Source organism: Carnobacterium sp., assembly GCF_049673005.1.
Classification (GTDB): Bacteria; Bacillota; Bacilli; order Lactobacillales; family Carnobacteriaceae; genus Carnobacterium_A.
The window spans coordinates 47,875-59,671 of the sequence record NZ_JBATXB010000037.1; the positions used below are offsets into that span (position 1 = coordinate 47,875).

The 11,797-nt window shown below is 33.4% G+C and carries 10 protein-coding genes and 3 tRNA genes; 3 read left to right on the forward strand and 10 right to left on the reverse strand.

Annotated features, from left to right (window positions below):
- Positions 1-18: 18 nt before the first annotated feature.
- Positions 19-3,378: a DNA polymerase III subunit alpha gene (dnaE, locus tag WBF61_RS03790; RefSeq protein WP_424254049.1), complete on the reverse strand. Its 3,360-nt coding sequence runs from the start codon at positions 3,376-3,378 to the stop codon at positions 19-21.
- Between the two features lie 147 nt (positions 3,379-3,525).
- On the opposite strand from dnaE, the gene WBF61_RS03795 reads away from it, so the two are divergent.
- Positions 3,526-3,714, forward strand: a complete 189-nt coding sequence (locus WBF61_RS03795) for a YjzD family protein (protein ID WP_424254051.1) — start codon at positions 3,526-3,528, stop codon at positions 3,712-3,714.
- A 109-nt stretch (positions 3,715-3,823) separates the two neighbouring features.
- Here WBF61_RS03795 and clpB read toward each other — a convergent pair whose 3' ends face one another.
- The 3 genes from clpB to WBF61_RS03810 form a co-directional block, all read right to left on the reverse strand.
- On the reverse strand, positions 3,824-6,436 hold the full coding sequence (clpB, locus tag WBF61_RS03800) for an ATP-dependent chaperone ClpB (protein WP_424254053.1): 2,613 nt from the start codon (positions 6,434-6,436) through the stop codon (positions 3,824-3,826).
- 157 nt (positions 6,437-6,593) lie between these two features.
- The gene (locus WBF61_RS03805; protein ID WP_424254054.1) at positions 6,594-6,935 is read right to left on the reverse strand and encodes a metal-sulfur cluster assembly factor; all 342 of its coding nucleotides are present in this window, start codon (positions 6,933-6,935) and stop codon (positions 6,594-6,596) included.
- Positions 6,936-7,018: 83 nt separating this feature from the next.
- A complete protein-coding gene (locus WBF61_RS03810) occupies positions 7,019-7,777 on the reverse strand; it encodes an alpha/beta fold hydrolase (protein WP_424254056.1) in 759 nt (252 codons plus the stop codon).
- Positions 7,778-7,886: 109 nt separating this feature from the next.
- Between WBF61_RS03810 and WBF61_RS03815 the strand changes: the two genes are divergently transcribed.
- Entirely contained in the window at positions 7,887-8,696 is an 810-nt protein-coding gene (locus WBF61_RS03815; protein ID WP_424254058.1) for a Cof-type HAD-IIB family hydrolase, read from the forward strand.
- Positions 8,697-8,753: 57 nt separating this feature from the next.
- On the opposite strand, the gene WBF61_RS03820 is transcribed toward WBF61_RS03815, so the two are convergent.
- Positions 8,754-9,650, reverse strand: a complete 897-nt coding sequence (locus tag WBF61_RS03820; RefSeq protein ID WP_424254059.1) for a YitT family protein — start codon at positions 9,648-9,650, stop codon at positions 8,754-8,756.
- Positions 9,651-9,820: 170 nt separating this feature from the next.
- Between WBF61_RS03820 and WBF61_RS03825 the strand changes: the two genes are divergently transcribed.
- Entirely contained in the window at positions 9,821-10,312 is a 492-nt protein-coding gene (locus WBF61_RS03825) for a YajQ family cyclic di-GMP-binding protein (protein ID WP_424254061.1), read from the forward strand.
- A 61-nt stretch (positions 10,313-10,373) separates the two neighbouring features.
- Here the strand turns inward: WBF61_RS03825 and WBF61_RS03830 are convergent, their stop codons facing one another.
- The 5 genes from WBF61_RS03830 to WBF61_RS03850 form a co-directional block, all read right to left on the reverse strand.
- Positions 10,374-10,793, reverse strand: a complete 420-nt coding sequence (locus WBF61_RS03830) for an OsmC family protein (protein WP_424254063.1) — start codon at positions 10,791-10,793, stop codon at positions 10,374-10,376.
- A gap of 32 nt (positions 10,794-10,825) precedes the next feature.
- Positions 10,826-11,263 carry a hypothetical protein gene (locus WBF61_RS03835; RefSeq protein ID WP_424254065.1) on the reverse strand — a complete coding sequence of 146 codons (438 nt, stop codon included), beginning with the start codon at positions 11,261-11,263 and terminating at the stop codon, positions 10,826-10,828.
- A 200-nt stretch (positions 11,264-11,463) separates the two neighbouring features.
- A tRNA-Leu gene (locus WBF61_RS03840) sits at positions 11,464-11,547 on the reverse strand.
- Positions 11,548-11,574: 27 nt separating this feature from the next.
- Positions 11,575-11,645 (reverse strand) — tRNA-Cys (locus WBF61_RS03845).
- A 35-nt stretch (positions 11,646-11,680) separates the two neighbouring features.
- Positions 11,681-11,752 (reverse strand) — tRNA-Gln (locus tag WBF61_RS03850).
- Between the last annotated feature and the right edge of the window lie 45 nt (positions 11,753-11,797).

Genomic DNA, 11,797 nt, shown 5'->3' on the forward strand with positions numbered 1-11,797 from the left:
TTAAAATGCGAAAAACCTTTAAAAAGTTGTATTTTGTTCTTTTTCTTGCATAACAACATTCCCCGTTCCCATTACTTTTTCAAGTGCTAATCTGAGAATAGGTGATCCATCTATCCATTCAGATTCATTTAATACAAGTTTCTTCTTTGTTTCTTCATAATAAAGTATAACCGGAATTGTCCCACGATGTTTTTTTAATAGGTCATTTAACTTTTGCAAAGATTCACTATCATTTTTTTTAGAAGGAATTCGAATAAAGAGTCGTTCTATTTTCGCTATCTCTGATAAAATTTTGATGTCTTCTACTGATGAAACAATGACTTGTTTCATTTCGTCACGACTACTTTCAACTTTTCCTTCTACATAGATTATCTGTCCTTTTTCTAATAGTTTTCCATATTGTCTATATTTAATAGGAAAAAGAGTTAAAGAACAATCCCCTGAAGAGTCGTTTAATGTAATGAAAGCCATAATTTCACCTTTTTTTGTTCTAATTCGTTTAACATCCTTTACAAGACCTATTATTTTTTCATGTTGGCCAATTTGTAACTCTTGTATAAAGGATGTTTTTTTTATTAATGCTACGTTTTCATACTTTTCTGTTGGATGACCAGATAGATAAATACCCAAGTAAAACTCTTCTAATTCGAGTTTTTCTTCTAAGTTTAAATCAGATGAATGCGTATATTTTGGTTTCAATATATCGAATAATCCAATGTTATTACCAGCCAATTCTAAACTAGATAAAATCCCCATCAGTGATGAGATTAACGTCCCTCTCGAATGACTCAGTTCATCAAATGCTCCAACATATATTAATGGCTTAATGTACTCTTCTTTCAACCACTTTGGTTCAATTCTTCTTAAAAAATCAATTAGGTCTTTAAAAGGACCACTTTCTTTTCTAATTCGTATGATGTCCATAACCATATCTCTTCTTATTTTTTTTATTGATCCTAAGCCAAACTGGATTTGTCTATCTTTTAGAGAAAAGGCATAAAAGCTTTTATTTATATCCGGTGGTAGGATAGTTAATTTTCTTTTTTTTATTTCTAGTATAATCTCTTTCAATTTCGTAGGATTATTTGAAGCAGAATTAAGTAGTGAAACAAAAAAAGCTTGTGGATAGTGTGCTTTTAAATAAGCCATCTGATAAGCGATAAAGGAATAAGCTACTGCATGTGATCGGTTAAATCCGTAGTTAGCAAATTGTTCAATATAACTATATACTTCTGTAGCTATTTTTTTTTCATAGCCTAATTCCATTGCCCCACTAATAAAATGGTTCCGCTCAATATCTATTAATGATTTTTTTTTCTTTGCCATTGCTCGTCTTAAAATATCCGCTTCCCCTAATGTATAGCCTGCCATTTTAGACGCCACTTGCATGACTTGCTCTTGGTAAACCATTACACCGTAAGTAACGCTTAAAATCGATTCCAAACTTTTATGAGGATAAATAATTGGTGCCTCACCTTTTTTTCGTTTAATGAATAAATCAATTTGCTCCATTGGACCTGGACGATACAAAGCATTCACAGCAGCAACATCTTCAATTGATGTCGGACCTAATTTGCGCAATACATTTTTTATTCCATTTGATTCAAATTGAAAAATACCAACTGTATCTGCTTTAGTGAATAATTCAAGCGTCAAAGGGTCGTCCATTGGAATATCTAACAAATTAATATCGGTATTTGTTTCTTTCTTGATGAGCTTAAGTGTGTTGTCGATAATTGATAAGTTTTTCAACCCTAAAAAATCCATTTTTAATAAGCCAATTTCCTCTACATTTCCCATCGGGTATTGAGTCAGATTAATTGAATTGCTACCTTTTTGGAGTGGAAGATAGTCGCTTAGAGGATGATCGCTAATAACGACTCCTGCTGCATGAGTGGATACATGTCTTGGTAACCCTTCAATTTTTTTAGCTGTATTAAATAGTAGCGTATTTTTTTCATTTTTTTGTACAAGTTCTCTTAATGATTTCGATTGTTGATAAGCTAATTCTAAAGTTATTCCAAGTGTTTTTGGTATTGTATTAGACCATAGTGAAGCCTCTGTTTGACTGAGTTCAAATACTCGAGCTACATCACGTAACGCCATTTTTGCAGCTAACGTTCCGAAAGTTGCAATTTGAGCCACATGATTTTGACCATATTTATTTTTCACATACTCTAACATTTCTTCTCGACGGTTATCCGGAAAATCTAAATCAATATCTGGCATTGTAAAACGTTCTTCGTTTAAAAAACGTTCAAACAACAGATTGTATTCTATCGGATCAACATCCGTAATAGCCAGTACATAAGAAACCAACGAGCCCGCAGCAGAACCACGACCTGCGCCAGTAATAATTTTTACTTTATGAGCATAAGCCATTAAATCCCAGACAATCAAAAAATAATCTTCAAAACCCATTTTTTGGATAATTGTTAATTCATAATCTAGTCTTTCTTGATAGACTTTAGGATAGTCTGGTTTTCTTTGGTTTAATCCTTCATAACAAAGTTGTTTTAAATAACTCGATGTACTTGTTTGTTTGGGCAACTCGAATCGAGGAAGTAAATGTTGATCCAATTCAATTTCAATATTTATCCTTTCAGCAACTAAAACTGTCTGTTCTATTGATTTTTGTAACCCGGCGGATCTAAAAATTTCAACTTGCTGATTTTTTTCAAGTAACGAGTGTTGTCCACTTAGTGTATCTACTTCAGATAAGGAAATTTTTTCTCCTGAACCGATTGCTTTCAAAACTTTATTACTAAAATCATCTGAAGGATCTAGGTAACGCAAATCTCCTAACACGACCGTTTTTATCGATACTTGATTTTGTATCTCTCTTAGTTTAGACTGAACATCTTTTATTTCATTGTGTAATTGCAGTCCAATAAAATAGTTTTCACTGGAAAATGCCTCTTGCTGAGCTCTTAGTGTTAAGAGGGCTAAATCTATTTCATCATTAACTAATAGTGATTCAAATTCACTATCTTTCCCTGGTGTGATAGCTAGCAATCCATTACTATATTTTTTTACATCTTCAAGTTTCATGCGTTCATTTTGATCCATCAACATCTTTTTACTCGATAATTTCATAAGATTGTCATAACCTTTTTTATTTTGAGCTAACAAAATTAGAGGATAATCTTGTTGAGTATTGGTAACCCCTTCAATATCCAGCGTTACACCTATAATTGGTTTAATGCTGTGTTTGATACACGTTTTATAAAAATCAATAGCGCCATACATAACATTATGGTCTGTTAAAGCGATTGCTTTGTATCCACGTTCTTTTGCAGAAACAACCAGTTTTTCAATCGATAACGTACTCTGTAACAAACTATAAGCACTGATAACTTGCAAATGTACAAAGGACATCTTAGCCACTCCATTCTCATTTCATCTTATGTATTATACCCTTAATTTATAGGGATGCGCAAATCGTTAAAAGTAGTTTTTCCATAGTTCTCTTTACAATCTGTCTAAACGTGATAAAATTAACTTGTAAAAGAGAGGTGTTGTATTATGAAAATTATCGTGACGTTATTTTGGGGATTTTGTATCGGCCAAGCAATTAACTATATTGGCAGCTCTTTAACTGGCGGTTCATATGATTTTGTAACAGCTACTTTGATTGGTATTGTTTCTGCAGTTATTATTTTACTAATTGGAGAAGTTATTCCAAAAACAATTCATGCTGGCGAAACCAAGTAAACTAAGCAGAGCATCCATTATAAATAAAAACGCCTCACAGCCTATTAGTGCTGTGAGGCGTTTTTATTTCGCTACTTTATAGCTACTTGTTTACTCGATAAGTAGCTAGTTAATCCGTTAATTCAACTGTTTCAAAAGCTAGTTTATCGTCTTTCAGTGTAATCGTTACTTTTGACTTAGGCAGAATCTTGCCTTCAATAATCTCTTTGGCAAGAGGAGTCTCCACACTTCTTGTTAAATAGCGTTTCAATGGTCTTGCACCATACGTTGGATCATAAGCATTTTTAGCGATCCATGTCTGAGCTTCTTTTGAGATCGATAGCTCAATTTCTTGCTCGACCAAACGCTTAGCTAAATCATCTGTCAGCTTGAGCACTATTTGCTTCACGATTTCAATACTTAATGGTGCAAATAGTACGGTATCATCAATACGATTTAAAAACTCTGGTTTAAAATGGGCATTTAATAAAGTAAGGACTTCTTCTTTTGCTGCTTCATTAATTTGTCCATTTTCATCCGTTCCATCTAATAAGATAGTAGAACCGATATTACTTGTCATAATTAAAACAGTATTTTTAAAGTCAACTAACCTTCCTTTTCCGTCTGTTAAACGACCGTCATCTAAAACTTGTAATAAAACATTAAAAACATCTGGATGGGCTTTTTCAATTTCATCAAGCAATACTATACTATAAGGGTGACGTCTAACGGCTTCCGTTAGTTGGCCACCTTCTTCATACCCAACGTATCCTGGAGGAGCCCCAACTAGACGAGAAACAGAGTGTTTTTCCATGTACTCACTCATATCGATGCGTACCATCCGTTCTTGAGAATCAAATAAATTTTCAGCGAGAGCTTTTGCTAACTCTGTTTTACCTACTCCAGTAGGACCAAGGAATAGGAAAGAACCAATTGGACGATTAGGGTCTTGTAAACCAGCTCTAGCACGAATCACCGCATCAGTTACACTTTCTACCGCTTCATCTTGTCCAATAACTCGCTCATGCAACGTATCTGCTAGATGAAGTAGTTTTTCTCTTTCGCCTTTTACTAACCGAGTCACAGGAATTCCAGTCATTCGCCCTACGACGACTGCAATTTCATTTTCTGTTACGGACTCTTGAACTAAACGTTGTTTATCTTCTTGTTCTTTTAAATTTTCAGCTTCTAATTCTTTTAGTTCTTTTTCTAAAGTTGGAATTTGTCCATGGCGTAAAATAGCTGCTCGCTCTAAATCATAGTTGCTTTCAGCATCTTCTAGCTCACGACGGGCTTGTTCTATTTCTGAACGCTTATCACGTAATTTAGCAACCTCTTCTTTTTCTGTTTCCCATTTCATTTTCAATGTGTTAGCTTCTTCACGTAGGTTAGCTAATTCTTCGCGTAAAATGTCTAGTCTACGCTTACTTGCCTCATCTTTTTCTTTTTTTAGTGCAGCTTCTTCAATTTCTAACTGCATTAAACGCCGTGTTACTTGGTCCAATTCAGTCGGCATAGAGTTCATTTCAACTCTTATTGTTGCACATGCCTCATCAACCAAATCAATTGCCTTATCCGGCATGAAACGATCGGTAATGTAGCGATTTGAAAGATTGGCTGCAGCTACTAAAGCATTGTCATGAATATTTACACTGTGATGGATTTCAAAGCGTTCTTTTAACCCACGAAGAATACTAATCGTATCTTCTACATTAGGCTCTTCGACCATGACTCTTTGGAATCGTCTTTCAAGAGCTTTATCTTTTTCCATATACAATTGGTATTCGTTTAGTGTCGTTGCCCCAATACAATGCAATTCACCACGAGCCAGCATAGGTTTCAATAAATTTCCTGCATCCATGCTTCCTTCTGTTTTACCGGCACCAACAATAGTATGAATTTCATCAATAAAGAGAATGATTTTCCCTTCACTTTTTTTAACTTCTTTTAAGACAGCCTTCAAACGCTCCTCGAACTCACCTCGGTATTTCGCTCCTGCGATTAAAGCTCCCATATCTAAAGAAAAAATTGTTTTATCTTTTAAATTCTCTGGAACATCTTTTCGAACAATTCTTTGAGCTAATCCTTCGATAATGGCGGTTTTACCAACACCCGGTTCACCTATTAAGATTGGGTTGTTTTTAGTTTTTCTTGATAGAATACGAATAACGTTTCTAATTTCTTCATCTCGCCCAATTACCGGATCTTGTTGCCCACTTTTCACTGCTTTCACTAGATCAATTCCGTATTTTTCAAGAGCTTGGTAACTCTCTTCTTGATTTTTTGAAGTCACACGATCGCCCCCTCGTAATTCTTCTATTCTCATTTTTAATTGTTTTTCAGATACACCATTTGATAGTAAATACTTAGTTAATACGTAATTTTTTAATTTCATTAACGCCAAAATGACTATTTCAGTAGCTAAATAATCATCTTGAAAGTCTTTGCGTAATTGATCTCCTTCATTCAATAAATGAAATAAGTTTTGACTAAGCGCTTGACCATAGTTAACAGAACTACCTTCTATTGTAGGCATCCGATCTAATTCTTGATCAATAGCTTGCTCGAATTTATCTACATCTAGACCGACGCTCTGATAAAACCCGCGAGCAAAATTGGTCGGGGTCATAAATATTTTCCATAGATGGACAATATCAATTTCTTGATGGTGCCTATTCATTGCAACATTTTGTGCTTCTGCTAATGATTCTTGCATCGTAGAAGTCATTTTTTCGCTATCCATTTTTAATTCCTCCTTAACTAAAATTTATTGATTTACTTATAATTTAATTATAATCAAATGGTTAAAATTGGTCAAAGATTTTCTCTATTTTTTTAAAAAAAGTAGCCGAATAGTTATTTCCCAAATGAAAAAAGCTCTGACAACTGTCAGAACTCTTTTAGCGAATACCTAATGCAATTCGTGCATATCGACTCATTTTAGTAGTATCCCAGGCAGGATACCAAACTAGTTTTACTTCAGAAGAAGTTACTTCTGGTATAGTTTTTAAAGCCTTAATAATATCATCTGTGATTACATCAACCAGAGGGCATCCCATTGTTGTTAAGGTTAAATCAATTTGACAAAAACCTGATTCATATAAATGGATGTTATACACTAAACCCAAATTAACTATATCAATACCAAGTTCAGGATCAATTACTTGTTCCAAAGACGCAATAATACGTTCTTTTATTTCTTGTACTTCATCTTCTTTCCAAAGCTTATTATCCATTTCCATTTAGAAAACACCTCCAACTGTTACTACTAGTTTACTTGGTTTAATACAAAAAGTAAAACTGAAAACTATCTTTTTTATGGCTATTATAAATGAGCTAGAAAATAATCAGCCATTTCTACAGACTTAACATGAGGAACTTTATGGCCTACACCTTTACTTACGGAAAAACTTACATTTGATCCAAAAGAACGTTCTTTTACTTTCTCATAAAAATCAAATGTAGGTTGATAAGGAACTAGATCATCATTTGTCCCATGCCAAAAATGAACGTAACGATTAGAAATTTTTTCTGGGTGCATAGCTAAAGAAATAGGCGATAATGTTACTAAAGAATCATTAAAGGCTTCTTCATTAATAGAAGTTTGTATACCTTCTGTCCATTTTGATGATAGCAACCATTTTGTAAAATTAATTGGATCTGGACTTCCCATTAAGACTACTGCAGATTTTATCCAAGGAAATTGCGTTAAAGCAGCACACGTTGTAAACCCACCCATAGAAAGGCCAGTTACACCAAAACGATTGATATCACTAAGTCCTTTCTTTACGTAATAATCTTTAATCAGTGGCAACTCAGTTAAATTTCTGGTGATTACATTCCAAAATTCTAGCCCATCAGGCAATAATTCTTTTTCTTTTCGCTCACCATGTAGGTAAGCATCCGGTAATAATGCACGAAATCCATTCTTCGCTAACTCATAACCATTGACTAAACAACTTTCTTTATTGCTAGTCCACCCATGAAAAAATATAACCGTTGGCAATAAGTCCATTTCTTTTCCTTTAGGATTAATTTCTAACAGTGGTAATCCATCTACACTAACTGATTTAATTGTAATCATCCATTTCCCTCTTTTCGTTAGTTATACATTTATGGTACAGTTACTCTATATAGGTTAAAGTAAGTTTAACATAAAAATAAAATTTACCCCGTAAAAGAAAGAGGAAAAAATGGATAAAAAACTAATTGCTGTTGATTTAGATGGTACAACATTAAATAAACTATCTTTAATTTCAGATAAAACAAAGCAAGTTTTTAAAAAAGCTAGGGAAGCTGGACATATCATTTCAATTGCTACAGGGAGACCTTACCGTAATAGCAAACATTATTACGATCAATTAGAAATGATTACACCTATTATTAATTTTAATGGAGCTTTATGTCATTTACCTAATGAAAAAAATTGGGAAAACCAATACCATAAAACAGTTAGTCGTGATATTGCAATTGATATGCTCGATTTAAAAAAAGATTTCGATATTCAATTAATTGCGGCTGAATTACTTGACTCTGTTTATACAGATGAATCTTTTTTACCTTATCCTGATTTTTTCCCACATGGACAAAAAGACGTACTAAAATTATCTGCTGCTAATTTAAAACAAAGTCCTACATCAGTGTGTGTGTTTACAGCACAAGAAAATCAAGAGCAAATTATCAATAAAATTGTTCAACGTTACGGTAATTTAGTTGAAGTAAGGACTTGGGGCGGTAGCTCTCCTTGTCTAGAAATTGTTTCTGCAGGCGTTCAAAAAGCTCTAGGAGTAGAACGTGTCGCTAGTGCTTATGGAATAAAACAACAAAACGTTATTGCTTTTGGCGATGAAGATAATGATTATGAAATGATTCAATACGCAGGAAATGGCGTAGTAATGAAAAATGGTATCCAAGCTCTTAAAGATATTGCGAATGATATGACTGAAGAAACAAATGATAATGACGGATTAGCTCTTTATTTAGAAAAACACCTCAGTCTTTAAGAACAAAAAAAAGGCCACTCATAATGAGCAGCCTTTTTTTGTTTAAATCAGATGTAATTATTGATTTGATCTTCTAGCTTTTTGTTGATCAGGACTTAAAAATTCTCCGACCACTTTATTTGTTCCCATAAAGTTAACAAATGCCGCTGTATCTGCTTCTTTTACAGCTTGTTCTAAGTCATACATTTCATAATTACTGATAACAATCATTAAAACAGAGCGATCTAAACCTGTATATCCACCTTTAGCGGGAATAACGGTAATGCCACGAATCAATTTAGCATGAATTGCCTTTATTAATGCGTCTGGATCATTTGTAACGATCATTGCCGTCACTTTTTGATGGCTAGTATGAATCATATCTACTACCCTTGTCATTACATATATAGACAGCAAGGTATACATAGCATATTGCCAACCATTAATAAATCCAGCAGCAATAACAATCATTCCGTTTATGGTTAATAATAAGCTTCCAACTGATCGACCGGTAGTTTTAGCTAAAACCATTGAAATTATATCTAGCCCTCCAGTTGAGAAACCATACTTTAATGCAAACCCAATCCCAGCTCCACCAATTACTCCTCCAAAAAGAGAATTCATAATCGGATCAGTTGTTAAAGGTGAAATAGGTAAAATAATTGTAAAGAAAGAAATCATGACTGAAGTCATAAAGCTATATAAAGTAAAATCTTTTCCAATTTTAAACCAACCTAGCAAAGCAATAGGAATATTAATAAGTAAAATAAATATCCCCGTATCGATTGTAATCTCAAATCCGTTTTTAAAAACATGTGAGAGCAATTGAGAAATCCCATTTACTCCAGGAGCATATATTTGTGATGGAATAAGAAAATTATTCAAAGCAAACGAATTTGTAATAGATGCAAATAAAACAAAAAATATTTTTTTAGCCTGTTCTTTCCAAAAAATGGGTGTTTTTAATTGTTTCAATGTGGTACCTCCTGAGAACTTTCTTTAGTTTGTTTATTCATGTTTCAAAAAACGATAGTACTATATATTATTTTCTTTAGTTATATCACGTGCTTTCTTTAGCCTCAACAGAAAATATGGTACAATATACTTATTGTAACCAATTTCAAAAAAATAATGGAGGCAAAATAATGGCAAAAGATGCTAGTTTTGATATTGTTTCAGAAACAAATTTAGAGGAAGTTAAAAACGCAATTCAAATGACTAAAAAAGAAATTGATACGCGTTTTGATTTTAAAGGTTCTATTAGTGAAGTTAAATTAGAAAAAGAACAGTTAGTGATCGTTTCAGAAAGTGAATTTAAATTAGAGCAAGTGAAAGATATTTTAACCAATAAACTTGTTAAAAGAGATATTTCTTCAAAGAATCTTCATTTTGAAAAAATAGAGAAAGCTTTTGGAGGAAATGTAAGACAAACAGCTGACTTGGTTAATGGAATTGATAAAGAAAACGCAAAAAAAATCACACAACTGATTAAACAAGCTGAAATAAAAGTTAAAACGCAAATTCAAGATGACCAAATTAGAGTAACTGGTAAAAGTAGAGATGATTTACAAAAAGTAATGGCTCTTTTACGAGAAGCAAGTTTACCAATTGGCCTACAATTTACTAATTACCGTTAAAAAAAGCCTGTTGCTCAACAGTGTTCGATGTGAGCAACAGGTTTTTTGCTAGTGTAAAGAATTAAGTTTGAATTGTTTTAACAACAACGGTATGACTTCCCATTAATAATTTAGAAACAGGACAAAGTTGTTCCGCTACTTCGACAAGTTTTTTAGCTTCTTCAAAATTTAACCCGTCTATTTGTGCTAAAGCAATAACATCAAAGTAAAAACCAATTTTTGACGTTTCTTTCATAAAATCTACGTGAACTTCAACTTTACTCTTATGAGACTTTCCTCTAGCCTTCAAAACCGATTGAATAGTAGCATTCAAACAAGTGCTTAAAGATAGCCCTAACAACTCTTCTGGGTTGGTTCCTGGCTCTTTTGAAGTGGGACTTGATACCTTAACTTTTAACCCATCATTTTTTACATAAGCTTCTCCATTAACGCCACTTTCATTAACCATTTCAGCATGAAATAAACTTTTCGAGGTTGTCATTTTTTTACTCCTTTTAATTCATCCTAATTGAATTATTTTACAGTTTCATTAGTAAGAACTAATTCAATTTTCGGCAGAATAGCTTTTGCTATTGTTGAACCCGTTACAAGCATCTCATATAGTGGTTGAACATTTTCTGTTGTTCTTCCCAATAATCTCATATACAGTTCACCATCTGATCCCAAACAAATACGATAATAGCCTGATTGTAACTCGTTTAAGTCATTAATTAACTCCAAAACAGCTGCTTTTTTACTGAAATTTGATACGAAAGCTAAATGATGATAGACAATTTGATAATCTGAAATAGCATCTTCTTTATCAAATACAATCCCAAATGGTAAGGCTTTGTCTTTTGTTAACTGAAACTTTCCATTATAAGAAACTTGACCATTTTCAATTTCTCTTTTAGCTAAAGGAATCTGTTTTTCTTTTAATATTTTTTCGAACTGATCTGTTATTTTAGTCAATTGAATACCTCATTTCATTTTTTCTAATCCTTTTTTCAAAAATAAGTATAACGTACTTAATCATTGAAATACAAGTTAATCAGTCATATTAAAAGGATTATCTCACCTTCCCTCTCTCTCAATCAATAAACAAGTTGATTTAAACATTTTGTATAAAAAAGACACCATAACGTCATTAAACGTTTGGTGTCTTTTTTTTATACCGACGGCCGGAATCGAACCGGCACGCCCTCGCGGGCACAGGATTTTGAGTCCAGCGCGTCTACCAATTCCGCCACGTCGGCAAGATAGGTAATCAATCAAAAAAAATAAGGCGGTAACCGGATTTGAACCGGTGATAGAGGTTTTGCAGACCTCTGCCTTACCACTTGGCTATACCACCATCATTATATATATTTGATTGTTTAAAAAATAAAACTGGGCTAGCTGGATTCGAACCAACGCATAAGGGAGTCAAAGTCCCTTGCCTTACCGCTTGGCTATAGCCCAATAAAAAAAGGCGACTGATGGGGATCGAACCCACGTATGCCGGAA